General features: G+C 69.5%; 25 protein-coding genes. 17 read left to right on the forward strand and 8 right to left on the reverse strand.

Annotation, left to right across the window (positions count from 1 at the left end; genetic code table 11):
• Positions 1-269: 269 nt before the first annotated feature.
• From PHLH3_RS06470 to PHLH3_RS06480, 3 genes are read right to left on the reverse strand one after another with little or no spacing between them, the layout of a single operon-like run.
• Positions 270-1,319 (reverse strand): alkene reductase, encoded by a 1,050-nt coding sequence (locus PHLH3_RS06470; protein ID WP_173178778.1) that lies wholly within the window; start codon positions 1,317-1,319, stop codon positions 270-272.
• A 15-nt stretch (positions 1,320-1,334) separates the two neighbouring features.
• A complete protein-coding gene (locus PHLH3_RS06475; protein ID WP_213628614.1) occupies positions 1,335-2,498 on the reverse strand; it encodes an MFS transporter in 1,164 nt (387 codons plus the stop codon).
• A 44-nt stretch (positions 2,499-2,542) separates the two neighbouring features.
• The gene (locus tag PHLH3_RS06480) at positions 2,543-2,851 is read right to left on the reverse strand and encodes a helix-turn-helix transcriptional regulator (RefSeq protein ID WP_213628615.1); all 309 of its coding nucleotides are present in this window, start codon (positions 2,849-2,851) and stop codon (positions 2,543-2,545) included.
• Between the two features lie 137 nt (positions 2,852-2,988).
• Between PHLH3_RS06480 and PHLH3_RS06485 the strand changes: the two genes are divergently transcribed.
• The gene (locus PHLH3_RS06485) at positions 2,989-3,570 is read left to right on the forward strand and encodes an ACP phosphodiesterase (protein WP_213628616.1); all 582 of its coding nucleotides are present in this window, start codon (positions 2,989-2,991) and stop codon (positions 3,568-3,570) included.
• A 69-nt stretch (positions 3,571-3,639) separates the two neighbouring features.
• Positions 3,640-4,500 carry a universal stress protein gene (locus PHLH3_RS06490; RefSeq protein ID WP_213628617.1) on the forward strand — a complete coding sequence of 287 codons (861 nt, stop codon included), beginning with the start codon at positions 3,640-3,642 and terminating at the stop codon, positions 4,498-4,500.
• 3 nt (positions 4,501-4,503) lie between these two features.
• Here the strand turns inward: PHLH3_RS06490 and PHLH3_RS06495 are convergent, their stop codons facing one another.
• Together PHLH3_RS06495 and olsB are read right to left on the reverse strand one after the other, a co-directional pair.
• Positions 4,504-5,277, reverse strand: a complete 774-nt coding sequence (locus tag PHLH3_RS06495; protein WP_213628618.1) for a lysophospholipid acyltransferase family protein — start codon at positions 5,275-5,277, stop codon at positions 4,504-4,506.
• Between the two features lie 14 nt (positions 5,278-5,291).
• Entirely contained in the window at positions 5,292-6,062 is a 771-nt protein-coding gene (olsB, locus tag PHLH3_RS06500; protein ID WP_213628619.1) for an L-ornithine N(alpha)-acyltransferase, read from the reverse strand.
• Between the two features lie 138 nt (positions 6,063-6,200).
• On the opposite strand from olsB, the gene PHLH3_RS06505 reads away from it, so the two are divergent.
• From PHLH3_RS06505 to PHLH3_RS06520, 4 genes are all read left to right on the forward strand, one after another.
• Entirely contained in the window at positions 6,201-7,085 is an 885-nt protein-coding gene (locus PHLH3_RS06505; protein ID WP_213628620.1) for an acyl-CoA dehydrogenase family protein, read from the forward strand.
• Between the two features lie 268 nt (positions 7,086-7,353).
• Complete coding sequence (locus PHLH3_RS06510) at positions 7,354-8,139, forward strand: MBL fold metallo-hydrolase (protein ID WP_111263078.1); 786 nt, start codon at positions 7,354-7,356, stop codon at positions 8,137-8,139.
• A gap of 109 nt (positions 8,140-8,248) precedes the next feature.
• Positions 8,249-9,361 carry a serine hydrolase gene (locus tag PHLH3_RS06515; RefSeq protein WP_213628621.1) on the forward strand — a complete coding sequence of 371 codons (1,113 nt, stop codon included), beginning with the start codon at positions 8,249-8,251 and terminating at the stop codon, positions 9,359-9,361.
• Positions 9,358-9,690 (forward strand): amidase, encoded by a 333-nt coding sequence (locus PHLH3_RS06520; protein WP_213628622.1) that lies wholly within the window; start codon positions 9,358-9,360, stop codon positions 9,688-9,690. The genes PHLH3_RS06515 and PHLH3_RS06520 overlap by 4 nt, the downstream gene beginning before the upstream one ends.
• 152 nt (positions 9,691-9,842) lie before the next feature.
• Here the strand turns inward: PHLH3_RS06520 and PHLH3_RS06525 are convergent, their stop codons facing one another.
• Positions 9,843-10,235 carry a GFA family protein gene (locus PHLH3_RS06525; protein ID WP_213628623.1) on the reverse strand — a complete coding sequence of 131 codons (393 nt, stop codon included), beginning with the start codon at positions 10,233-10,235 and terminating at the stop codon, positions 9,843-9,845.
• A 181-nt stretch (positions 10,236-10,416) separates the two neighbouring features.
• Between PHLH3_RS06525 and PHLH3_RS06530 the strand changes: the two genes are divergently transcribed.
• The 11 genes from PHLH3_RS06530 to PHLH3_RS06580 all read left to right on the forward strand — a co-directional run bounded on the left by PHLH3_RS06530 (position 10,417) and on the right by PHLH3_RS06580 (position 21,201).
• Positions 10,417-11,625 (forward strand): amidohydrolase, encoded by a 1,209-nt coding sequence (locus tag PHLH3_RS06530; protein ID WP_213628624.1) that lies wholly within the window; start codon positions 10,417-10,419, stop codon positions 11,623-11,625.
• Positions 11,626-11,641: 16 nt separating this feature from the next.
• A complete protein-coding gene (locus tag PHLH3_RS06535) occupies positions 11,642-12,976 on the forward strand; it encodes a citrate-proton symporter (protein ID WP_213628625.1) in 1,335 nt (444 codons plus the stop codon).
• Between the two features lie 194 nt (positions 12,977-13,170).
• On the forward strand, positions 13,171-13,941 hold the full coding sequence (locus PHLH3_RS06540; protein ID WP_213628626.1) for an IclR family transcriptional regulator: 771 nt from the start codon (positions 13,171-13,173) through the stop codon (positions 13,939-13,941).
• A gap of 131 nt (positions 13,942-14,072) precedes the next feature.
• Positions 14,073-15,380: an OprD family outer membrane porin gene (locus tag PHLH3_RS06545; protein WP_213628627.1), complete on the forward strand. Its 1,308-nt coding sequence runs from the start codon at positions 14,073-14,075 to the stop codon at positions 15,378-15,380.
• A 142-nt stretch (positions 15,381-15,522) separates the two neighbouring features.
• Positions 15,523-16,104, forward strand: coding sequence for a YceI family protein (locus PHLH3_RS06550; RefSeq protein ID WP_173178764.1), 582 nt, complete (start codon positions 15,523-15,525; stop codon positions 16,102-16,104).
• The gene (locus PHLH3_RS06555; RefSeq protein WP_213630435.1) at positions 16,101-17,258 is read left to right on the forward strand and encodes a phosphatidylserine/phosphatidylglycerophosphate/cardiolipin synthase family protein; all 1,158 of its coding nucleotides are present in this window, start codon (positions 16,101-16,103) and stop codon (positions 17,256-17,258) included. Before PHLH3_RS06550 ends, PHLH3_RS06555 begins: the two co-directional genes overlap by 4 nt.
• Positions 17,259-17,334: 76 nt before the next feature.
• Positions 17,335-17,898 carry a DUF2846 domain-containing protein gene (locus PHLH3_RS06560; RefSeq protein WP_213628628.1) on the forward strand — a complete coding sequence of 188 codons (564 nt, stop codon included), beginning with the start codon at positions 17,335-17,337 and terminating at the stop codon, positions 17,896-17,898.
• Positions 17,899-17,986: 88 nt separating this feature from the next.
• Positions 17,987-18,568, forward strand: a complete 582-nt coding sequence (locus PHLH3_RS06565; protein ID WP_213628629.1) for a DJ-1/PfpI family protein — start codon at positions 17,987-17,989, stop codon at positions 18,566-18,568.
• Between the two features lie 273 nt (positions 18,569-18,841).
• Positions 18,842-19,144: a ribbon-helix-helix domain-containing protein gene (locus PHLH3_RS06570; RefSeq protein ID WP_173178761.1), complete on the forward strand. Its 303-nt coding sequence runs from the start codon at positions 18,842-18,844 to the stop codon at positions 19,142-19,144.
• A gap of 129 nt (positions 19,145-19,273) precedes the next feature.
• Positions 19,274-19,774, forward strand: a complete 501-nt coding sequence (locus PHLH3_RS06575) for a hypothetical protein (protein WP_213628630.1) — start codon at positions 19,274-19,276, stop codon at positions 19,772-19,774.
• 110 nt (positions 19,775-19,884) lie between these two features.
• A complete protein-coding gene (locus PHLH3_RS06580) occupies positions 19,885-21,201 on the forward strand; it encodes an Nramp family divalent metal transporter (RefSeq protein WP_213628631.1) in 1,317 nt (438 codons plus the stop codon).
• Between the two features lie 22 nt (positions 21,202-21,223).
• Here the strand turns inward: PHLH3_RS06580 and PHLH3_RS06585 are convergent, their stop codons facing one another.
• Together PHLH3_RS06585 and PHLH3_RS06590 are read right to left on the reverse strand one after the other, a co-directional pair.
• A complete protein-coding gene (locus PHLH3_RS06585) occupies positions 21,224-21,766 on the reverse strand; it encodes a hypothetical protein (RefSeq protein WP_213628632.1) in 543 nt (180 codons plus the stop codon).
• The gene (locus PHLH3_RS06590) at positions 21,744-24,548 is read right to left on the reverse strand and encodes a M66 family metalloprotease (protein WP_213628633.1); all 2,805 of its coding nucleotides are present in this window, start codon (positions 24,546-24,548) and stop codon (positions 21,744-21,746) included. The genes PHLH3_RS06585 and PHLH3_RS06590 overlap by 23 nt, the downstream gene beginning before the upstream one ends.
• Between the last annotated feature and the right edge of the window lie 12 nt (positions 24,549-24,560).

Genomic DNA, 24,560 nt, shown 5'->3' on the forward strand with positions numbered 1-24,560 from the left:
AAGCCCTGCTCCGCAAGGACCGGGGCTTTTTCATGCCCGGACGGATCGCGATGTTGCCGGGAGCACCCTGTTGGGGCGAATTCATTCGCCCGTTCTGCATGCAATCGCGCTCCGTTGTCACCGGCAACGGTGGTGATGGGTTTCGCTGCGCTCTACGCCATCCTACGGTTCGTGTTGGCCGGCGGCTCTTCCGTCGCCCGCACTTATCCACAGCCACGAAAAAGCCCCGGCCTTGCGGGCCGGGGCTTGGTTCATCGCAGCGTCGCCGCTTACAGGCGCGGGTAGTCGATGTAGCCGACCGGGCCCTTGCCGTAGAAGGTTTCCGGGTGCGGCTCGTTCAGCGGGGCGTCCTGGGCCAGACGCGCTGGCAGGTCGGGGTTGGCGATGAAGGGGATGCCGAAGGCCACGGCATCGGCCTTGCCTTCGGCCAGCCAGGCGTTGGCCTGTTCCTTGGTGAAGCGTTCGTTGGCGATGAACACGCCGCCGAAGGCTTCCTTCAGGCTCGGGGTCAGGCTGTCGTCGGCGACCTTCTCGCGGGCGCAGATGAAGGCCACGCCACGCTTGCCCAGCTCACGGGCGACGTAGCCGAAGGTCTCGGCGCGGTTGGAGTCGCCCATGTCGTGGGAGTCGGCGCGCGGCGCCAGGTGCACGCCCACGCGGCCTGCGCCCCAGACCTTGATCAGTGCGTCGGTCACCTCCAGCAGCAGGCGTGCGCGGTTCTCCAGGGAGCCGCCGTAGAGGTCGGTGCGCTTGTTGGTGCTGTCCTGCAGGAACTGGTCGATCAGGTAGCCGTTGGCGGCGTGCAGCTCCACGCCGTCGAAGCCGGCGGCCTGGGCGTTCTCGGCGCCCACGCGGTAGGCCTCGATGATGTCGCCGATCTCTTCGGTTTCCAGGGCGCGGGGCACCGGGTAGTCACGCAGCGGGCGCAGCAGGCTGACGTGGCCCTTGGCGGCGATGGCGCTGGGGGCGACCGGGGTTTCGCCGCCCAGGTAGCTGGGGTCGGAGATGCGGCCCACGTGCCACAGCTGCAGGACGATCTTGCCGCCGTTGGCGTGCACGGCCTTGGTGATGTTGCTCCAGCCCTTGACCTGCTCGTCGCTCCAGATGCCGGGGGTGTCGGGGTAGCCGACGCCCAGCGGGGTCACGGAGGTGGCCTCGCTGATGATCAGGCCGGCGGAGGCGCGCTGGGTGTAGTACTCGGCCATCAGCGCGTTGGGCACGCGGCCCTCGTCGGCGCGGCAGCGGGTCAGCGGGGCCATGATGATGCGGTTGGCGAGTTCCAGTTCGCCGATCTTGATGGGATCGAAAAGCGTTGCCATGGGATACACCTCGGTTTAGTCGAGAGCGGTTTCCAGCTCGGGTTTGCGTTGACTGAAGGTCAGGACGGTCGCGACCAGGGCGAGGATCGCCAGCACGGCTGCGGCCAGTGGGACACGGGTCAGGCCCAGGCCCTGGTCGATGACCAGGCCGCCGACCCAGGCGCCGAGGGCGTTGCCCACGTTGAAGGCGCCGATGTTCAGGGTGGAGACCAGGTTCGGCGCACCGGCGCCGAAGGCCACCACGTTGACTTGCAGGGCGGGCACGGCGGCGAAGGCGGCCGTGGCCCAGAGGAACAGGGTGATCTCGGTGGGGATCAGCGCCACGCTGGTCCAGCTCAGCGCCGTGGAGGCGACGGCCAGGGCGACGAACACGCCCATCAGGGTCTGCGCCAGCTTCCAGTCGGCCAGGCGGCCGCCGATGACATTGCCCAGGGTCAGGCCCAGGCCGATCAGCAGCAGGCTCAGGGTCACGCCACGGGGCGAGACGCCGGTGACTTCGCCCAGCAGCGGTGCCACGTAGGTGAAGATGCAGAACACGGCAGCGGAGAACAGCACGGTGGTCGACAGCGCCAGCCACAGCCCCGCGCCGTTGAGCGCGGCCATTTCGCTGCGCATGTCGGCCTTCTCTTCGTCATGTCGGTTGGGCAGCACGCGCCACAGGCCGATCAGCGCGGCGATGCCGATCAGGGTCACGGCCCAGAAGGTCGAGCGCCAGCCGGCGGCCTGGCCCAGCGCGGTGCCCAGGGGCACGCCGAGCACGTTGGCCAGGGTCAGGCCGGTGAACATCAGCGCCACGGCCGAGGCCTTGCGGTTCTCCGGCACCAGGCTGGCGGCGACCACCGAACCGATACCGAAGAAGGCGCCATGGCAGAGGGCGGTGACCACCCGCGCCAGCATCAGCAACTCGTAGTTGGCGGCCACCGCGCACAGCAGGTTGCCGAGGATGAAGATGCCCATCAGTGCCAGCAGCGCGGCCTTGCGGGGGAAGCGGGCCGTTGCCATGGCCATGAACGGGGCGCCCACGGCCACGCCCAGGGCGTAGCCGGTGACCAGCCAGCCGGCGCCGGGAATCGACACGCCGAGGTCGGCGGCTACATCGGGCAGCAGCCCCATGATCACGAATTCCGTGGTGCCGATGGCGAACGCGGACAAAGCGAGGACGAGAAGCGAAGTCGGCATTGGCCTGCTCCTGGAAAGTTGAGGGTTGTGGCAGGTATGAAGGCCTAGAGCTCGTCGCTCATCTGGCGAAGGAATTCACTGATTACGGCTTCATTTCTTTTGAAGAAGCTCCACTGCCCGACCTTGCGGCTGGTGACCAGCCCGGCACGCTGCAGGGTCGCCAGGTGCACCGAGACGGTCGACTGCGAAAGCCCCGTGCGCTGGTCGAACTTGCCGGCGCAGACGCCGATCTCGAACGGGTGGTCCTGTTCGACGAAGTGCTTGTGCGGGTCTTTCAGCCACTGCAGCATCTCGCGCCGCACCGGATGGGCGAGGGCCTTGATGATTTCGTCGATGTCGATGGGCGTGGTCATTGGGCAATCCGGGTAAAGCCATATCGGGAATGGGCGAACTATATATCGGCTCCGGGCGATACAGGATCGTTTGTGCCGATAGTCTTCATCACGCTGGCTGATGGAAGCGCCCCCGGCCATGGGCGTAAGCTTGGCCGATGAATTACCTCGCCCACCTGCACCTCGGCGGCGACCAGCCCGCCCAACTGCTCGGCAGCCTCTACGGCGACTTCGTCAAGGGGCCGCTGGACGGGCGCTGGCCGGCGGACATCGAGGCCGGTATCCGCCTGCATCGGCGCATCGACGTGTTCACCGATGCCCACCCGCTCACCGCCGAGGCCAGGGCGCTGTTCCCGGCCGAGCGCCGGCGCGTCGCCAGCATCCTCCTCGACCTGTTCTTCGACCACTGCCTGGCGCGCGACTGGCAGCGCTATGCCGAGGTGCCGCTGCCGGCCTTCACCGGCCAGGTCTACCGGGTGCTGGCCGAGGAGCCGGCGCTGCCCGAGCGGCTGGCCTTCATCGCCCCTCGCATGGCCGCGCAGGACTGGCTCGGCAGCTACCGCGACTTCGCGATCATCGAGCAGGTGCTGGTCGGCATGTCGCGCCGCTTCTCCCGTCCCGGCCTGCTGGACGGCGCCTTCGCGGAGATCGAGCGCTTGTACGAGCCGCTCAGCGATACCTTCCGTCGCTTCTACCCCGAGCTGCAGGGCTTCGCCTCCGAGGCATCCCGCCGCGCTTGACCTGCATCAAGCGCCACCACCCCGTACCGGCGTGCAATATCCGTAGCTAACTGGTTACGGAGGTGCCCCATGAAATCCCTGCTGCTGGCGACCGACCTGTCCTCGCGCTCCGAGCGCGCCCTGCTGCGCGCCGCGAGCCTGGTGCGGCAGTTCGACTGCCCCTGGTTCATCCTCCACGTGGTCGACAGCGACCAGCCGCAGTTGCGCGTCGAGCTGGAGGTGGAGCAGATCCGCCGCGACCTCGAGGCGCGCCTCGGCGAATTCACCGAACGGGCCGGCCGCGCCCCGGAAATCTGGGTGGAGGCCGGGGACCCGGCGCCGCGCATCGCCGAATGCGCGCGCTGGGGCGATATCGACCTGCTGGTAATGGGGGTTCACCGACGCAACGCCCTGCGCGACGTCTTCGTCGGCACCACCCTGGAGCGCGTGGTGCGCACCTGCGAGAAACCGGTGCTGGTGGTCAACCGCGAGCCCGAGTCCTCCTACCGCGACCTGGTGCTGGCCCTCGATCTCTCGCCCACCTCGGCCCGTGCCGTGCGGGCGGCCAAGGCGCTGGGGCTGATGGATGGCGCGCGCTGCCGGGCGGTGCATGCCTTCGAACCCTTCGCCAAGGTGATGCTGATGAACGCCGGCATCGCCACCCCCGCGCTGGACGACCACCTTACCGGCGAGGAGCGCAACGCGCGGCTGAACCTGATGGCCTTCCTCGACGAACAGGGCCTGCTGGCCCTGGTGGGCGAGCTGCGCGTGGAGGAGGGGTTGCCGATGACCATTCTGCGCCGGGTCATGGCCGACTCGCCGCCGGACCTGCTGGTGCTGGGCACCCGGGGCATGGGCGGGATCAAGCGTGTGCTGATCGGCAGCGTCGCCGATGCGGCGCTGCGCGAATTCGAGTGCGACATCCTCGCGGTCCCGCCGGGGCGGGACTGAGGTTCAGGCCGCCAGCTCCTCGGCGGCTTGCTCGCCGAACAGCTGCGTGCGGATCGCGCCGTGGGCCTGGCGGCTGACCACCGTGCGGCTCTGGTCGAGCGTGGGAATGGGCGGCAGCAGGTGGATCTCGACCAGGGCGACCTCGCTGCCGAGCAGGCGCAGCAGGTGCGAGAGCAGATCGTCGTCGCCGATGAAGGGCGCTATCCCGTCACGCTGGCCGTCGCGCAGGTAACGGATCGCCACCGGTTGCACCGGCACGCCGGTTTCGCAGGCGCTGGTCAGCAGGCGGCTGTGGAAGGTGCGCAGCAGGCTGCCGTCGGTGGTGGTGCCTTCGGGGAAGATCGCCAGCTGGCGGCCCAGCCCCAGGTGGCGGGCGAGTTGCTGGCCCACCAGGTTGCTGTCGCCCGCGCCACGGCGGATGAACAGCGTCCCGGCCTTGTGCGCCAGCCAGCCCGCGACCGGCCAGGCGCGGACTTCGGCCTTGGACAGGAACGACAGCGGCGCGAGCATGCCCAGCAGCGGGATATCGGTCCAGGACACGTGGTTGGACACCCACAGCATCGGCTGGCGCGGTACGTCCCCCGTCACCTTCACGCGAAAGGGCAGGGCAGCGCTCAGGCGGGCGAGGAACCAGCGGGTCAGGCGCTGGCGCCGCACCATCAGGTCGCGGCCCCGGAACAGGCGCTCCAGCCCCCCGACCCAGCAGGCCAGCAGCAGGCCGAGGCCGACCACCGCCAGCAGGCGGGCGATGCGCAGGTACAGGCGCAGCTTGCTCATGCCGGCGCCTCCGTTCAGACCGCCGCCTTGAAGTGGCGGGCGTAGCGTGGGCAGAGCTCGTCGCGCTTGAGCAGGATGAACACGTCGGCGACTTGGAAATCCTGGTCCCAGCAGGGCTCGCCGCAGATCTTCGCGCCCAGGCGCATGTAGGCCTTGAGCAGCGGCGGCATCTCGGCGATGACGTTGCCGGGCAACTCCAGCGCCGGCAGCGGGGTGCGCGGTTCGGCACGCAGGTGTTCGGTGCACAGGTAGCGTTCGCGCAGGCGCTGCATGATGGCCTGGGCCTGGATGCCGCCGTCCTGCATGGGGATGCTGGCGCAGCCCATCAGGTAGCGGTAGCCGCCTTCGTTGAGCACTTCGGCCAGCTCGCTCCAGAGCACGGCGATGGTGCCGCCGTTGCGGTAGGCCGGGTCGACGCAGGTGCGGCCGATCTCCAGCACCGGGCCTTGCAGGTCGCCCAGGCCTACCAGCTGGAATTCCTCTTCGCTGTAGAAGCGGCCGATGTCGTGGGCGGCGCGGTGATCGAGCAGGCGGGTGGTGGCCACCAGGCGGTCGCTGTCCAGGTCGCGCACGCCGATGTGCATGCAGTGCGGGTCGTAGTCGTCCATGTCGAGGCCGAACTCGGCGCCCTTGAGCTTGGCGTCGAACTCCGCGCTGAATACCTGGTAGCGCAGGGCCTGGGCTTCACGCAGCGCGGCGATGCCGCTCAGGCGCTCGGCCTGCAGGCGGCGCGGGCTTTTCTCGCCGCGGGCGGCGTTGTCGCGGGTGATGGCGATCTGAGTCATGAATGAAGCCTCCGTTAGCCGGCTAGATCCCGGTTGCAGCCGGTCGATCTTGTTGTGCAAAGTCAGGCTAGGGAGACCCGGTGTCACCACCATGACGTTTCCGTGATGCTTGAATGACAGCGACCAAAGGAGCCCGACATGACCTGGCAACGCCTGCTGGACATCAACGACCGCCTGCCCCCGGCCCCCCTGGAGGACTGGTACGGCGCGCTGCTGGGGCGCCTGGGCGAAGCCTCGCCCTTCGAGCTGGCGGTGCTCGGCGGCCGGCTCGCCGCGACGCCTGGCCTGGCCTTCCTCGCCGGCTACCAGGGGGCATTGCGCCTGCTCTGGCCGTCCGCCCCGCAGAGCCTCGGCGCCCTGTGCGTGACCGAAAGCCGCAGCACCCGCCCGGCGGAAATGCAGACCCGCGTCACCGGGTTGAGCCTGTCCGGGCGCAAGGATTTCGTCACCGCCGCCGACGCCTCCGACTGGCTGCTGGTGGCCGCCCGCGAGGACGCCGAAGGCCAGCCGCCGCGGCTGGCCCTGGTGGTGGTGCGCAACGGCGCGCCCGGCGTGCGCATCGAGACCTTGCCGTCGCTGCCGCTGATGCCGGATATCCCCCACGCCCGCCTGCACCTGGACGCCGCCCATTGCGAGCGCCTGGCCGGTGATGGTTGGGATGCCTACGTGAAGCCCTTCCGCAGCATCGAGGACCTGCACGTGCTCGCCGCCATCGGTGGCTGGCTGTTCGGCATCGGCCGTGACAGCGGCTGGCCGGAAGCCCTGCAGCTGCGCCTGCTGGGGTTGCTGGGCAGTGCTGCGGAAGTCTCCCGCCTGTGCGCCACCAGCCCGGTGATGCACCTGATGCTGGCCGGCCTGTTCGCCCAGTTCGACGGCCTGCGCCCCGAGCTGGAAGCCGCGCTGGCCGAAGGCCCGCAGGAATGGGCCAGTCTCTGGCAGCGCGACCAGGGCCTGCTCGCCATCGCCAGTGGCCCCCGCGCCAAGCGCCTGGAGAAGGCACGCGCCGGCCTCGGCCTGGGCTGAGCGGCGGGGGAGCACACACCGTAGGTTGGGCTTGGTTCGTAGGATGGGTAGAGCTACGCGAAACCCATCATCGGGGGCCCGGCCGGGCCTCGCCTGGTGGAGGAAAAAAGCGTCCTCCACCCTACGCCCCGTTCCACCCCTACCAATCGCGACATGGCGCGCGTCCCTGCGACGTTTTCGCCCTTGACGCCGGGTTCGCTTGATTCAGGTCAGTACGGGAAAAATCCACAGCCACGATGCTGGCCGCCGCAACCAATTCGAGGTTTCCATGCGGCGTGAACCCATAGTGCTGTTCGACAACGGCGCCCACCAATGCCTGATGTTCGACGACCTGGTCAGTGGTGATGGCGTGCAGTCCAACCAGTTCCTGATCACCGATCATGAGCAATACCTGCTGCTCGACCCGGGCGGCGACCTGACCTACACCCCCCTGTCGCTGGAGTTGTCCAAGCACATCCCGCTGCAGGAGCTGACCTACATCTTCGCCTCCCACCAGGACCCGGACATCATCGCGTCGCTGGACAAGTGGCTGCTGCACACCCGCGCCAAGGTCATCTGCTCCAAGCTCTGGGCGCGCTTTTTGCCGCACCTGACGGCCAACTACCTGGCCATCAGCCACGGCATCTCCACCTACGATCGCATCATCGCGCTGCCCGACCGTGGCCAGTCGATCCCGCTCGGGCGTTGCAACCTCAAGGCGGTGCCGGCGCACTTCCTGCACTCGGTGGGCAACTTCCAGATCTACGACCCGATCAGCAAGATCCTCTTCTCCGGCGACATGGGCGCGTCCATGGTCGACGACGCCAACCCGGTGCGTGATTTCGTCAACCATGTGCCCGAGATGGAAGGCTTCCACCGCCGCTACATGGCCGGCAACAAGGCCTGTCGCCTGTGGGCCGCCATGGTCCGCGAGATGGACGTGGAGATGATCGTGCCGCAACACGGCCGGCCCTTCGTGGGCAAGGAGATGATCAGTGCCTTCCTCTACTGGATCGAGAACCTGCAATGCGGCCTCGACCTGATGGGCCCGGACGATTACCGTCTGCCCCGCTGAACACTGACCTTTCGCGCCGAATGTCCCCGCAAGCGGCACGTTCGGCGCTTTTTAGCGTCATATTCCCCGTGCTACGGTTCCGCCTCCGCTGACAACAAGAGGCTGACCAATGCCCGTCCCGCTGCTGCGATCCCTGAGCCTGGCACTCGGCCTCTGCGCCGCCACGCTCGCCCACGCCGAAACCTGGCCCGGTGCCGAATGGGCCCAGGGCGCCAAACCCTCCGGCGCCGCCCTCGACGCCTTCGAGGCCTATGCCTTCCCCACCCGTGACGATGCCCAGCGCAAGGGCGTGCGCACCGACGCCGTGGTGGTGATCCGCGATGGCGAACTCATCTACGAGCGCTATGCCGGCCCCACCCGCGCCGAGACGCCGCACCTCACCTGGTCGGTGAGCAAGAGCCTGCTCGCCGCCACCCTGGGCGTGGCCTATGGCGAAGGCCGCTTCAAGCTCGACGACCCGGTCGCCCGCCACTACCCGGCCTTCGCCGGCCATGGTGCGGTGCAGATGAACCACCTGCTGCACTGGGCCTCGGGCCTCGCCTGGCAGGAGGACTACGAATACGCGCCGCTGAAGTCCTCGGTGGTGGCCATGCTCTACACCCGGGGCCGTGGCGATATGGCCGCCTTCGCCGCCGCGCACCCGCTGGATGCCGTGCCCGGCAAGCGCTTCCGCTACTCCAGTGGCGACACCAACGTGCTCTCCGCCGCGCTCAGGGGCATGGTCGGGGATGCCTACAAGGACTACCCCTGGACCGCGCTGTTCGACCCCCTGGGCATCCGCTCGGCGGTGTGGGAAACCGACGCCGCCGGCACCTTCGTCGGGTCGTCCTATGCCTACATGAGCGCCCGTGACCTTGCCCGCGTCGGCCTGCTGATGCAACGCGACGGCCGCTGGGTCGACCGCCAGTTGCTGCCGAAGGAATGGGTGGCGTTCAACCGTAAGCCCTTCGCCGAATTCCATACCGACCCCAAGGCCCCCGGCGACGCCGTGCCAGGCGGCCACTGGTGGCTCAACGCGGTGGTGGCGGGCAGTGCCAAGCCCTGGCCAGACGCCCCGGAAGACACCTTCGCCGCCCTCGGTCACTGGGGCCAGGCGCTCTACGTGCTGCCGGCGCAGAAACTGGTGATCGTGCGCTTCGCCGATGACCGCGACGGCAGCTACCAGCACAATGCGTTCCTCAAGCTGGCCCAGGCCGCCTTCGCCCAGGAGGTGCAGCCATGATCCGCCGCCACCCCATCCTCGCCATCCTGGCCCTGCTGCTTCTGGTGCTGGCCGGCCTCGCCTGGCAGAACCGCGTCCACATCCAGGCGTTCCCCGGCATCATCAGCGCCTACACCGCCAAGGAGTACTGCTCCTGCCGCTACGTCATGGACAACCCGGCGGACTACTGCCAGGGCTACGTGAAGCAGTACGTGCCCACCAGCGCCTTCCTCGATGACGCCGCCGCCAAGCGCGTGACCTCGCGCGGCCTCGGCGCCACCTCCACTGCCGCCTGGCTCGGCCCGCGCCAGGGCTGCCAGTTGCTGCCGCAGGCGGACAGCCTGCCCTGATGAGCGCTGGCCCGGCCCGCCCGAAGAAGTGCGGTGGGCTGAAGCCCACCCTACGCCCACCCTGCGCTCGCTATGTGCCCGTGCTGCGAAGCGCTTCGCGAGTTTCGTAGGATGGGTTGAGCGCAGCGAAACCCATCAGTACGCCATTCGATTCACCCCTCGAAACGGCTGCTCTCGTCACGGTCGCGTGGGTAATGCCGGGCGAGAGGGAAAGGCGGCAGCCATGTCTCACGGCGCACCGTCCACAGCTCGTAGGTCGGCTGCAGCTGGTCGGGGGCGTCCAGGGCGCCGAGGTTCACCTCGATCTCGTCGCCGCTGCGTCCGAATACCGAGGAGCCGCATGTGGGGCAGAAGCAGCGCCCGGCGTACTCGCCCACCACGCCCTCGATCGCCACCGCGTCCACGGGGAAGATCGCCGAGGTGTGGAACAGCGCGCCGTGGTGCTTGCGGCAGTCCAGGCAGTGGCACAGGCCGACCCGATACGGGCGCCCGGAGGCGACGATGCGCACCGCGCCGCACAGGCAACCACCGGTGAATCGTTCCATGGCGAATCTCCTCTGAAGATGGACTGAGGCATTCCTTATAGCGGGCCCAGGCCCCGTGTGGCCAAGCGGTGGCGCCCTGTTCCACCCTGTGGAACCGTCTTCGATTGTCCTCCTCGCCCCGTGGCGCTTGACTGGCGCCGGGCCGCCTTCCCGGGCGGCCATGACGAGGAGAACAACAACAATGACCCGTTACGCGCACATCCCTGCCTGGCTCAATGGCATCGACGACGAGTTGCGCCGCCTGCGCCAGGACATCCACGCCCACCCCGAGCTGGGCTTCGAGGAAACCCGCACCGCCGGACTGGTGGCCCGTGCCCTGGAAGGCTGGGGCTACGAGGTGCACCGGGGCGTCGGCCGCACCGGCGTGGTCGGCGTGCTGCGCCGGGGTGACGGCAGGCGGCGCCTGGGGTTGCGCGCCGACATGGATGCGTTGCCGATCATCGAGGCCACCGGTGTCGCCCACGCCAGCCGTCATCCCGGTTGCATGCATGCCTGCGGCCACGACGGCCACACCGCGATGCTGCTGGGGGCCGCGCGCTACCTGGCCGAGGCGGGGCGCTTCGACGGCACCCTCAACCTGATCTTCCAGCCCGCCGAGGAAGGGCAGGGCGGTGCCGAGGCGATGCTCGCCGACGGCCTGCTGGAACGCTTCCCCTGCGATGCGCTGTTCGCCATGCACAACATGCCGGGGCTGGAGGCAGGGCGCATGGCCTTCCGCGCCGGGCCGGTGATGGCCTCCCAGGACCTGCTGGAGGTCACCCTGGAAGGCGTCGGCGGCCACGGCTCCATGCCGCACCTGTGCGTCGACCCGCTGGTGGCCGCCGCCGATATCGTCATGGCCCTGCAGACGGTGGTGGCGCGCAACATCGATGCGCAACGCGCCGCCGTGGTCACCGTGGGTGCGCTGCAGGCGGGGGAGGCGGCCAACGTCGTCCCGCAGAGCGCCTTGCTGCGCCTGAGCCTGCGGGCGCTCGACCCGGAGGTGCGCGAGCTGCAGCTGCAGCGGGTCACCGCGATCATCCGCGGGCATGCCGCGAGCCACGGTTGCCGCGTGGCCATCGAGCACCGTCCGGCGTACCCGGTGACGGTCAACCACGCGGCCGAGACCGCCTTCGCCCGCGACGTGGCCTCAGGACTGCTGGGGGAGGGCGCGGTGCAGGAGGCGCAAACGCTGATGGGCAGCGAGGACTTCGGCTGGATGCTGCAGCGCTGCCCCGGCAGCTACCTGATGATCGGCAACGGCGAGGGGCCGATGGTCCACAACCCCGGCTACGACTTCAACGACGACATCCTCGTGCGCGGCGCGGCCTATTGGGCCGCCCTGGCGGAGGCCTGGCTCCAGGCCGCACGCAGCGACCTGCCCAGCAGCGCGACCCCCGCCCACGCCTAAGCCCCGGAGGCCCACCATGCACACGCCAACCCGCGGCGCCTCGCGCGGCCGCCAGGTGACCGCTGCCGTCATCGGCAACGCCCTCGAGTGGTACGACTTCATCGTCTACGGCTTCCTGGCGAGCATCATCGCCAGGTTGTTCTTCCCTTCCGATAACGAATACGCCTCGCTGCTGATGGCCCTGGCCACCTTCGGCGTCGGCTTCTTCATGCGCCCGGTCGGTGGCGTGCTGCTGGGCCTCTATGCCGACCGCAAGGGACGCAAGGCGGCGATGCAGCTGATCATCCTGCTGATGACCTTCTCCATCGCCCTGATCGCCTTCGCCCCGGACTACGCCGCCATCGGCCTGGGTGCGCCGCTGCTGATCGTGGTCGCGCGGATGATCCAGGGCTTCGCCACCGGCGGCGAGTACGCCAGCGCCACGGCCTTCCTGGTGGAGTGCGCGCCGGCCCATCGCCGTGGCCTGTATGGTTCCTGGCAGCTGTTCGGCCAGTGCCTGGCGGTGTTCGCCGGCTCCGGGATGGGCGCGCTGGTCACCCACAGCCTCTCGCCCGAGGCGCTGGACAGCTGGGGCTGGCGCCTGCCCTTCGTCGTCGGCCTGCTGATCGGCCCGGTGGGGTTGTGGATGCGCCGTAACATGGAGGAGACCGAGGCCTTCCTCGAAAGCCGCGCCCGCCAGGCTGTGGATAACCTCAGCCTGGGGCGGATGCTGCGGGACAACCGGCGAGGCGTGCTGGTGACCCTGGGCAACACCATCAGCGGCACCGTGGCCTTCTACGTGGTGCTGGTGAACATGCCGACCTTCGCCCACAAGCAGCTCGGCCTGCCGCTGGACCAGGTGTTCATGGTGCAGATGGCGGCGGTGGCGCTGATGACCCTGGTGATCCCCATCGCCGGTGCGCTCTCGGACCTCTACGGTCGCCGGCCGGTGCTGCTGGCCGGCACCTTCGCTTTCCTGGTGCTGGTCTACCCGCTGTTTGCCTGGGTGGCGGCGGCGCCCAGCCTGGAGCGCCTGCTGGTGATGCAGCTGCTGCTGTGCGCCGCCATCGGCACCCTCTACGGGCCGGGGCCCACGGCCGGCGCCGAACAGTTCCCCACCGGGGTGCGCTCCACCGGGCTGGCGCTGTCGAACAACCTGGGGGTGATGCTCTTCGGCGGCTTCGCACCCTTCATCGTCACCTGGCTGACCCAGGTCGCCGATGATCCGGTCGCCCCGGCCTATTACGTCCTCTTCGCCGCCGGCATCGGGCTGGTCGCGGCCTGGAACCTGCGCGAAGGGGCCCCGGCCGCGCTGGAGCGTCGCGAGCGGCGCCGGCTGCTGGCCCACGCCACACGGAGGCTGGTCGAATGAGCCGTTGCGGACGTCCCCTGACCGAGCGCGTCGCCCAGGCCGCGGGGGGCGACCCCACGCCCGCGAGCGGCGGGCCCGATGCTTGCAGCGCTGCCCAACGGCGCTGCAAGGTTGGGCCCGAGCGGGGCCCACCGAGGCGGGCCCGTTGCGTGCAGGAGTCGGGCGTGACCTCGGCGGGCGAGGGGGAGGCGCAGATGCGCAGCAGAGAAGAAAGCGGCACCGTGCGCTCGGTGGAGCGCGCCCTGGCCATCGTCGAGCTGCTGGGGGAACACGATTCGCTGGGGCTGGAGGAGCTGCACTACCTGACCGGCCTGCCCAAGGCCACCGTCTCGCGGCTGTTGCATACGCTGCTCGAGCAGGGCTGGCTGTATCGCGGCCTGTGCGACCGGCGTTACCGGCTCAGCGCCCAGCGCCTGTTCGGCGACCCGGACCAGCGCTTCGCCCGCCAGCTGGTGGAAAGGGCATCGCCCCTGCTCAGCGCACTGGCCGAGCGCACCGGCCTGGTGGCCGACCTGTCGTTCTTCGACGGGGACGACCTGCACGTGGTGGAGAGTGCGGTGCCCGAGGTGTTGCGCCGACGCTACCCCAGCAACCGCCTGGTGGTGGGGCTGAAGGCCAGCCTCGCCGATTCCGCCATGGGCCGCGCCTGCCTCGCCACCCTCGGTGACGAGGAGCTGCAACGCCTCGCCAGGCGCCACGCGCTGCCGGACGAGACGCTGCGGCTCGCCCATCGGCAGACCCATGACCAAGGCTTCGGCGAGCGCATCGAAGGCTCCTGGGAATACTCGGTGCGCCTGCCCTTCCTGATCCGCGCGGTGGCCCTGCCGGTGTACCGCCAGGGCCGCCCGGTGGGCAGCGTGGCGCTGCACTGGCCGAGGGACCAGGACAGCGTCGAGCGGGTCAGCCGGCGGCACCTGGACGACCTCGCCGAGGCCGTCGACGACCTGCAGCGCAGCCTCGGCTGAGGCCGCGCACCCGCCGCCCCGTTCCGTGGGGCGGAACCCAATTCGATTGCCCTTCCCGGCCCCGGATCGACAATGGAGCCTGCCCGTCCGGACGGCATCCACCTCATCCAGAACAACAAGAAGGACATGAGATGAACATGCTCGACAAGGGCCTGGCGGGCGCCGCCTGCCTGCTGCTCACCAGCCTGTGCCAGGGCGGCACCTTCCTCGACGACAGCAAGCTCGCCGTGCGCTACAGCCAGTACTACTGGAAGGAGAGCAACGGCGGCGAGGTCGGCCCCGTGCGGGACGAATGGGTGCAGGCCACGCTGCTCAGCTTCAACTCCGGCTGGTACCGCGAGGTGCTGGGGTTCGACTACGCCTACGGGCTGGCCGACGACCTGCACGTGGGTCGCGACGCCACCAGCATCAGCAACCTGGAGGCGGGCCATTCGGTGCAGTCGCCCCATGGCATCGCCAAGCCGGTGGAGGCCTACCTGCGGGCACGCCTGGCCGGCGAGCCGGGCGAGCTGCAACTGGGGCTGGGCAAGAAGAGCCGGCGCTACGCCCAGTACTACGACGACCCCTTCAGCCGCGTCCTGCCGCCCTCCACCCTGGGGGCGGACGTGGAGTTCCGCCGCCCCGGCCTGGAGCTGCGCTACAGCCGCATCGAGGGCTTCAGCGCGCGCAACGAATCGGGCTGGGCGGACGGCCTGACCAACTTCCGCGGCCGGAAGATCGACGCCCTGCACCTGTTCGCCCTGGGCCTGGACCTACCCGGCGCCGGCACGCTGAAGCTGGAATACAGCGAGTCGGAGGACTACCTGCGGGTGGGCTCGGCGAAGCTCGAACGCAGCGTCGAGCTGGGCGGGGAGCGCTTCCTCGACCTCCATGCCACCCTCGGCGCCCAGCAGGATGCCGGGCGGCTGTTCGACTACGGCGGCGTCACCGGCCTCTACGACGCCACCTCGTCGCACCGGGCGCGCTACCTGGACCTCTCCGCGCGCATGCGCTGGCCGCACCACTACCTGGGCATGACCTGGAACCAGGTGCGGGGCGACGACTTCGACCGCTTCTTCTTCAGCCAGGACCACGGCACCTGGAACAGCAGCGCCAAGCTGTTCTACCTGTTCGGTGCCGAGGACGAGGCGATGTTCAAGCTGGTGGCCGGCACCGACTTCGCGGCGCTGGGCCTGCCGGGGTTGCGCCTGGACGGCCACTACGCCTTCTCCGACCATGCGGCGGGGTACGACGGCTTCTCCCGGCGGGAATTCCAGGGCGTGCTGCAATACCGCTTCGCCGGCCTGCTCGAAGGCCTCAGCCTGGCCTGGCTGCACAACGAGTTCCACACCAAGGGGCGTGCCGACGGGGTCACCCGCTTCACCACCTCGCGGGGGCCCGCCGGCATCATCACCCACAACGCGGAACGCCTTTACCTGAACTACGTCTATAGCTTCTGATCGGCTGGCCGGGACCCTCCCGGCCGCCTCCCTCCTCGCGGGGCGGGCGCCGACCCCATGAGCGTTCGCCGCCCCGTGCCTGTGGTTTGCAGGCGCACCGACTGCCGGTTTAAGGTGGCGCGATTGTGCGACAGGAGCCCGCATGGCCAAGCTATTCCCCCTCATTCCCGCCCTGCTCGGCGCCCTTGCGCTGCCGGTGCAGGCCGACTGGTACCTGGACAACGAGTCCTCGCGCCTCTCCTTCATTTCCACCAAGGGCGGCAACCTCTCCGAGGTCCACCGCTTCCTCACCCTGCACGGCAACATCGCCGACAGCGGCAAGGCGCACCTGCGCGTCGAACTGGAGTCGGTGAGCACCGGCATCCCGCTGCGGGACCAGCGCCTGCGCGACCTGTTCTTCGAGATCGAGCGCAACCCCGAGGCCGAGGTCTTCGCCCAGCTCGACCTGCGCCCCATCACCGACCTCGCCCCCGGCGCCCAGCTGGAGCTGCGCCTGCCGCTGAAGGTGAAGCTGCACGGCCGCGAGCACGAGTACATGGCCGAGCTGCTGGCCACGCGCCTGGACGATCGCCGCTTCCAGGTGGTGACCCTGGCGCCCCTGGTGCTGCAGGTGGAGGACTTCGGCCTCACCGAGTCCCTCGGCATGCTGCGCGAGATGGCCGGGCTGCCCTCCATCAGCCTCTCGGTGCCGGTGGGTGCCGTGCTGATCTTCACCGCGCGCTGATGGGCCACATCTTCCCCTGGAAATCCGGCAACCGCTTCGAGCTGCTGATCGACGGGCCGAGCTTCTTCCCCGCGATGCTCACCGACATCGCCCGGGCCGAGCACCACGTGTCCCTGGAGCTCTACCTGGTGGAAGACGGTCGCTGCAGCGAGGCGCTGGTCGAGGCGCTGTGCCTGGCCGCGCAGCGCGGGGTGAAGGTGCGTTGCCTGTTCGACGGCTTCGGCAGCAAGAAGCTCGGCAGCGCCCTGCGCCAGCGCATGGTGCTGGCCGGCGTGCAGCTGCAGTTCTACAACCCGGTGCGCTGGCGGCGCGGGGTGCGCAATTTCTATCGCGACCACCGCAAGGTGCTGGTGGTGGACGACCGCGTCGCCTACGTGGGCGGCACCGGCTCCACCGACGAGTTCTGGGAGCCCGAGCAGCCCGAGAGCCGCTGGCACGAGGTGATGGTCGCCATCGAGGGGCCGCTGGTGGTGCACTGGAAGCTGATCTTCGACTACCAGTGGCTGGCCAACCTGCATCGCCGGCCCTGGCGCCCCGACGAGGCCCCGGGCCTGGAGCGCCTGCCGCCGCTGCCCTCCGCCGGCATCGGCATGGGCCGGGTGGCCTACGCCGACGCCCGCCAGCACTGGGACATCGTGCAGTCGCTGGTGCGCAGCATCCGCAACGCCAAGACCCGCATCTGGCTGGCCACGCCGTATTTCCTGCCGAGCTGGAAGGTCCGCCGCGCACTGCTCAAGGCCGCGCGGCGTGGTGTCGACGTGCGCCTGCTGCTGACCAGCCGCAACACCGATCACCCGCCGGTGCGCTTCGCCGGCCAGCGCTATTACCCGCGCCTGTTGCGCGCCGGGCTGCGCATCTTCGAGTACCAGCCGCGCTTCCTGCACCTGAAGATGGTGCTGGTGGACGACTGGGTCAGCGTCGGGTCCTGCAACTTCGACCACTGGAACCTGCGCTTCAACCTGGAAGCCAACCTGGAGGCGCTGGACCGTCACTTCACCGCCGAGGTGGCCGCCAGCCTGAGCCGCGACTTCGACGACAGCCGCGAGATCACCCTCGAGGCCTGGCATGCGCGGCCGTTGATCAAGCGCTTCTACCAGCGGCTCTGGGGCTGGCTCGACCGCCTCGCCGTCAACCTGCTGGACCGCCGTCGCTAGCCGAACCTTTGTCGGGTGTCGGCCGGGCCCGCGCGCCGGCTAATCTCCCCGCATAACCACAACAAGAGATGCGCCCATGCGCCGTCCGCTTCCCGCCCTGTCGCTCCTCGCCCTCCTGCTTGCCGGCTGCTCCACGCCCGGGGCCTTCTTCGGCGCCACCGACGGGCCGGCCTTCGTCGCGCGCACGCCCAGCGATGCCGACCACGCGCTGGTCTACCTCTATCGCCCGCGCAGCGACTGGGCCGACCAGGAGCTGGAGGCGCCGGGCCTGTTCATCAATGGCGAACTGATCGGCGCGTTGCCGAGCAACGGCTACCTGCCCCTGGAGTTCGAGACCGCCAGCTACCGCCTGGAGATGCGCCGCCCGCTGCTGGGCAGCTACTGGACCTTCTTCGCCGGCGGCCCGCTGGACTTCACCGAGATCACCAGCTTCGCCCTCGACGCCGGGGCCGGCGCCACCTACTACTTGCGCTACGACGAGCTGAACCCGCCGCCGCAGAACGCCGAGCTGCCGCCCCAGGGCGACGGCCCGCTGCAACTGGTGGGTGCCGAGCTGGGTGCCAGCGAGATCGCCGCCACCCGCGAGGTGCACCCGCTGCAGCGCTTCGGTTCCGCCGGCGAGCCGCTGGACGACCTGTAGTAGCCGCCTGTTACCCGGTGCGGGGAGGGCGGGCGGATACTTCGTCTACCCTTTGAATCCTCGAAGGCCCCACACGGAGGAACCCGCCATGGCGGCGAAGAAGATCCTGATGCTGGTCGGCGACTACGCCGAAGACTACGAAACCATGGTGCCCTTCCAGGCCCTGCTGATGGTCGGCCACGCCGTGCATGCGGTGTGCCCGGACAAGCGTGCCGGCCAGAGCGTGCGCACCGCCATCCACGACTTCGAGGGCGACCAGACCTACAGCGAGAAGCCGGGCCACAACTTCGCGCTGAACTTCGACTTCGACAAGGTCCGTGCCGAGGACTACGACGCCCTGCTGGTCCCCGGTGGCCGCGCCCCCGAGTACCTGCGCCTGAACGCCCGGGTCATCGAACTGGTGAAGGCCTTCGACGCCGCGGGCAAACCCATCGCCGCCGTCTGCCACGGCGCCCAGCTGCTGGCGGCCGCCGGCGTGCTCAAGGGCCGCGCCTGCAGCGCCTACCCGGCCTGCGGCCCGGAAGTGACCCTGGCCGGTGGCGAGTACGTGGACATCCCCGTGGACCAGGCCCACGTCGACGGCAACCTGGTCACCGCCCCCGCCTGGCCCGCGCACCCGGCCTGGCTGGCGAAGTTCCTCGAGGTGCTGGGCACCCGTATCACGCTGTGAGGATACGGGCCGCAGGCCCGTGCTCTTCACCGGGTCCCCGCGTGCGCGGGGATGACGGGGCCTGGCACCTTCCAGGCGACCGCCATCCTCGCGAACGTGGATGCCGGCCCACGGCCATGGCGCCGCGTGATGGGTTTCGCTTCGCTCTACACCATCCTACGAAGGCGCCACCCCGTAGGGTGTTCGATGCACAATGACGCTGCTGCGCACCGCCTGGCGGATGAATTCGCCCCTACAGGTTTTCCAGGCCACATTCGAAAAGGACCCCACTCCATGTGCGAACTCTATGTAAAGGCCGACCCGATCCTCTACGAGTCCCGCTCGCGCTCGCTGCGCATCCGCGGCGTGGTGACCACGCTACGGCTGGAGAACCAGTTCTGGGACATCCTGCGGGAGATCGCCGAGGTGGACGGCATGACCACCAACCAGTTGATCACCAAGCTCTACGAGGAAGTCATGGACTACCGCGGCGAGGTGGTGAACTTCGCCTCCTTCCTGCGGGTGAGCTGCACCCGCTACCTGGCCCAGCGCGCCGCGCCGGCCAACCTGGCACTGCTGCCGCGGCGGGCTGGCTGAAACTTGCGGCGGTCGGCGGAATTCCCTGACCGGCCGGTCTAGGCTGTTCGCGCGCGTGGCAGGGATGCCTTGGCCGCGCGCCTGCCAGTCGCCGTCGTGGCTGGAGTCCAGATCCCAGGAGTTACTTTCATGGCTGCCAAACGCCTCTTTTCCGTTTCCCTCCTCGCCGCCTGCCTGCTGGCCGGCACCAGCGCCTTCGCCGACCCGTCCCTGGCCGAGCGCCGCGCCATCACCGCCTACCAGGAAGGCCCCTACGTCGAGCAGCTGAAGGCCATCCAGGCCGCCGCCGGCTTCGAGGTGCCGCTGGACGTGCAGTGGAACAGCATCGCGCTGCCTGACCAGTCGCAGAACTACACCCAGGACGGCTTCTGGAAGCAGGTCTACTTCACCCCGCTGGAGAAGGCCTTCGCCTCCGTGGCCGTGGACGACATGGGCAAGCAGGCGCTCAAGGCCAAGCTGAGCAAGGTGGTGGTGCGTTACGACGAGGCCACCGCGCCCTCCAGCAACTACCCCGATGGCGTCGCCTTCGACGGCGGCGTGCTGAGCCTGAACTTCAAGCCCTTCACCAACGTCGACGACGTCGATGCCCGCGCCGAGGCGATCCAGAAGGCGCTGGAAGCCAAGCTCTGATCCTGCCGGGCCGGCCCGCAACCGGGCTGGCCCTTCTCCTGCGCGCGGGCTTTTGCGCGGGGCGTCGCGGCGTTTAAGCTGCGTCATCCCCTTCGCCCGGCGCGTCCCCGATGTACAAGCTGCCCACCACGGCCACCGCGCCGTTCTGCCCCTCCGCCGTCAGCCACAGCGTGGCGGTGCCGGCCAACGCGTCCCTTGGGCGCAAGCTCATGCTCTTCGTCGGCCCCGGCCTGCTGGTGTCGGTGGGCTACATGGACCCGGGCAACTGGGCGACCGCCATCGAGGCCGGTTCGCGCTTCGGCTATGCGCTGCTGTTCGTGGTGGTGCTGGCGAGCTTCTCGGGCATGTTGCTGCAGAGCCTCTGTTCGCGCCTGGGCATCGCCACCGGGCGCGACCTGGCGCAGCTCTCGCGGGAGCGCTACCGCCCCGTCGTGGCGCGCGGACAATGGCTGCTCGCCGAGCTGTCGATCATTGCCACCGACCTGGCCGAGGTGCTCGGCGCGGCGCTGGCCTTCCACCTGCTGCTGGGGGTGTCGATCACCACGGGCGTGGTGCTGACCGCCTTCGACACGCTGATCGTCCTCGCCCTGCAGGGCGCCAATTTCCGCCGCCTGGAAGCCATAGTGCTGGGGCTGATCACCACCATCGGCGCGTGTTTCTTCGTCGAGCTGGTACTGATCAAGCCCCATTGGCCGGACGTCGCCGCCGGGCTGCGTCCCTCCTGGGACGTGCTCTCCAGCCAGGAGCCCTTGTACCTGGCGATCGGCATCCTCGGCGCCACGGTGATGCCGCACAACCTCTACCTGCATTCGTCCGTGGTGCAGACCCGGGTCAATGGCGACGACGAGGCGAGCAAGCGCAGTGCTATCCGGTTCTCCCGCCTCGACACCATCGGCTCGCTGTCCCTGGCGCTGCTGGTCAACGCGGCGATCATGATCCTCGCGGCGGCGGCTTTCCACGGCAGCGGCCACACCGAGGTGGTGGAGATCCAGGACGCCTACCACCTGCTCGACCCCCTGGTGGGCGGGGCGCTGGCCAGCTTCCTGTTCGGCTTCGCGCTGCTGGCGGCGGGGCAGAGCTCCACCTTCACCGGCACCATCGCCGGCCAGGTGGTGATGGAGGGCTTCCTGCAAGCGAAGATCCCCTGCTGGCAGCGCCGCCTGATCACCCGCGCCCTGGCGCTGGTGCCGGCGCTGGTCGGCGTCATCTGGCTGGGGGAGGGCGCGGTGGGCAAGCTGCTGGTGCTGAGCCAGGTGGTGCTGAGCCTGCAACTGCCGTTCGCCCTCTGGCCGCTGATCCGCTTCACCAGTGACCGCCGGCTGATGGGGCCGTTCGCCAACAGCCGCCTGGTGGCGAGCATCGCCTGGAGCCTGTTCGGGCTGATCTCCCTGGCCAACCTGACGCTGCTGTATTTCTGGATGGCCTGACCGGCAGGCAGGCAGGCGTGTTTCAGAGGCCGGGGTCGACCGCCGTCGGGCAGCCGCCCAGGGCCTGCAACTCGTCCAGGGGCACGCCGGCCTGGACGAAGGATTCGCAGCCCGCCGGCAGCACCGGCAACATCGCCGCGGGTTCGACGTCGACGGCACGGATAGCCGCATCCGGGGCCCGGAGCGCGCGCCCCTGGATCACCAGTTCGCCCACCTGAATACCGCGCCGCAGCAGCAGGCGATCCCGCTCCACGGCCAGCACCTCGATGCCATCGGGCAGCCGGTCGCCGGCCTGCACGCTGAGCAGCCTGCCGTCGTCGAGGCTGAGCGATGCCAGGCCCTGGCCGTCGCCCCGGCTGAAGACGCTGTACAGGCGCCAGTCGTCGAGGCCCGCCAGCGGGCGGGGCGCAGGGTAGGGCTTCAGCGACAGGGGGGCGGGTTCGGCGAGCAGTGCCTGGGGCAGCTGCACCGCCGAGACGGGCGCGCTCAGCAGCAGGGCCGCCAGCAGCGCTCGGCTGCGGCGGCCGCCACGGGTGGCGACGCTAGGGCGCGGTGCGGCTGGCACGTTGCTCGGCATAGGCCATGAACAGGTTCAGGTTGCGGCTCTGCAGCAGCGGGAACAGCCCGTTGTCGTTGAGCGTCGGCCCGTACCACTTCTGGTTGCCACCGCCGGTGCAGCCGTAGGTGATCAGCTTGCCGCGCCCGTCGGTGAGGTAGCCCCCGGAAAGGTCCATGCAGCGGTTGCCGTATTTCAGCTGCGGCAGGGCGGAGAAGTCCCAGGCCTGGGCGTCGACCTGGCTGTCGCAGGTGCTGAGGCCGATGTCGCCGTTGGCGGTCAGGCACTGCGTCGGCTGGGCCGCGCTATGGATGCGGCCACCGGCATCGACCCGCCATTTTTCGTCGATCGCTCCGGTGCACTGGGCCTTGGCGGCGACGTAGGGCCTCCAGGCGCCATCGACCTGTTCGATGCGCACGCAGTTGCCGTTGCTCATGGCCAGCGGTTGGGCCGGCGGCAGCAGCGGAGTGGCGTCGAGTTGCAGGGTGGCCAGCAGGGTGTCGAGCGCCTTGGCGGCCTCGGCGTCGCTGGCCAGGCGGCTGCCGTAGGCATCCAGCCAGCGGTTCAGGCGCTGGGCCTTCGCCTGCTGTTGGTCGAGGCGTTGCAGCACCTCCCGGGCCGGACCGGAGAGGCCGTCGGGGCGGTCGCTGTAGCTGTCGAAGAGCACGCGCGCTTCGCCCTTGAGCGTCGGCACCGCCTGCCCGGCGAGGGCGGCGAGGGCGCTGTCCAGCTTCGGCAGTTCCACCTCGCGCAGCGCGTCGAAGCGTGCGTCACGACCGACGATGACGGCGGGTGCCATCGCCGGCAGCCCCTGGGGAATGATCAGGCTGGCCAGCTCGGTGGTGGCGGCGCCGGCCGTGTCGCGGCATTGCAGGGCCGCCGCGACGGGCAGCTCGGCCTGGGCCAGGTTGACGTGCAGCTTGTTGGCATTGCTGCCCAGGCGCGTGGGGGCGACGGCGATGCGCTGGGTCCTGTCGTTGGCGAAGCTGACCTCCAGCCAGCATTGCCGGCTGGTGGCGGCGGCATTGGGCGGCGGCAGGTCGTAGACCTGGCCCCAGTTGCCGCGCAGGGCCGGGTAGAGCACGGCGGCGCCTGTCTCCGGGTCGTAGCCGCCAAGCAGGGTGATGACCGGGACGCCGAACAGGCGCGGCTTGCGGTAGTTGCCGTCGGCGCTGTCGTACCAGACGTTGCGGGAGGTCGGCGTCTTCGGCTGGAACACCTCCATCTTGCGGCTCGTGGCGTCCCACTTGCGGTAGCCGGTGGGGGAGTCGGGGGCCCAGACGGCGCGGTTCAGCGCTGGCTGGATCTTCTGCCTGGTGCTGTAGCCGGTGTAGTGGGTGTAGCGCGACAGGCCGCTGGCGAAGTTGCCGCCGGCCATGGCGTCGGTGGCGAAGCTGTAGGCATCGGCGTAGATCGGCATGCCGTTGAGGCCGCCGGTCTTGGCGCGGGTCCAGTGCAGGTTGGCACGCATGCGCTTGCGGTAGGCGATGTAGCCCCAGCCGCTGTCCTGGTGATGCCCGGACCAGAAGTAGTTGTCGCCGCTCTGCCCGGGGTAGTGGCCGAGGCCGTAGTGGTGGCCGATCTCGTGGCTGAATTCGTTCCCCACCGAGTCGATCAGGGTGAGGATGCCGTTGCCGCCGCTGAGGCCATGGTTGACGGTGCCGTTGCTGTACAAGCCGCGGGCGTGGTGGATGACCGCCGAGTTGGTCAGTTGCGGCTGCTCCTGGCTGGCCATGCCGGCGCTGGTGATGCCCCAGTTGGCCAGGTTGATGCCGGTGCTGAAGGTGGACTTGGCAGTGTTCTCGCGCATGTCGCCGCTGTAGACGTCGCCGGTGGTGGCGCTCACCTGGCCCTGGTCGGCGTCGTAGATCGTGCCGTTGGCCACCATCACCTTGCGCAGCAGCACGTCCTCGTACCGGCTGGCCACCATGCGGGCGATGGGCACGGTCTGGAAGTAGTCGGTGGCGGCCTGGGCCGGCTGGGTGTTGAACCAGTGCTGGCCGCCCGGGACCTCGGGGGTGAGCATGCCGATGCGAATGGCCTGGACCAGCAGCTCGGCGGGCGGGGCGAAGTCGAAGGCCTCGGCGCCGCGCTGGCCGCTGCGGCCCTGGTCGTCGCTGAGCTGCAGGCTCATGCCGGGCACCACCCAGTCCCAGGGCAGCACGGCGGACCAGGCGCGGCGCGAATAGACCACGTCGGGGCGGGCGTCGCTGCCGGTGCGGTCGGCACGGTAGAGCTCGTCGGGGTGGCGCAGCGTCAGGTCGCCCTTGAGGGCGCCGTCCACCAGCACCTGCACGCGCAGGGATCTGGGCAGGGGCTGGTCCGGGGCGGGGGTGACCAGCAACAGGGCTTCACGCTCGCTGGTCAGGCGCGGCATGTTCTTCGCTTCGTTGCCCTGCGGGTCCACCGAGTGGCTCTGCACGAACTGCAGCATCGCCGCAAGGGTGCCGGTGAGGTCGTTGCGCACGGGGCGGGTCTGGCCGTCGGCGGTCTGGTCGTAGAAGCCCCGGGCGTTCACCTCGTCGACCACCGCGGCATCCGGCTCGGGGAAGCGTTCGCCCGGCTGCGTCACGGGCGGTTCGGTGGGCGGGGTCACCGGCGGCGTGACCGGTATCTCGGGGGGCGCGGTCTCGTCCGGCGGCGTGCCCGGCTGGGCGGGCGGCGTGGTGACGCTGCCGGACCCGCCGGTGCCGGGGCTGGGGCTGCTGCCCCCACCGCCTCCGCCGCCACCCAGATCGAGGCAGCCGGCCAGGCTCAGCAGCCCGGAGATAAGAACGATCTTGCGCAACATGGTCCCTCGCTT

Origin of the sequence: Pseudomonas sp. Pc102, assembly GCF_018408275.1 — a bacterium.
GTDB classification, from domain to species: Bacteria; Pseudomonadota; Gammaproteobacteria; order Pseudomonadales; family Pseudomonadaceae; genus Metapseudomonas; species Metapseudomonas tohonis.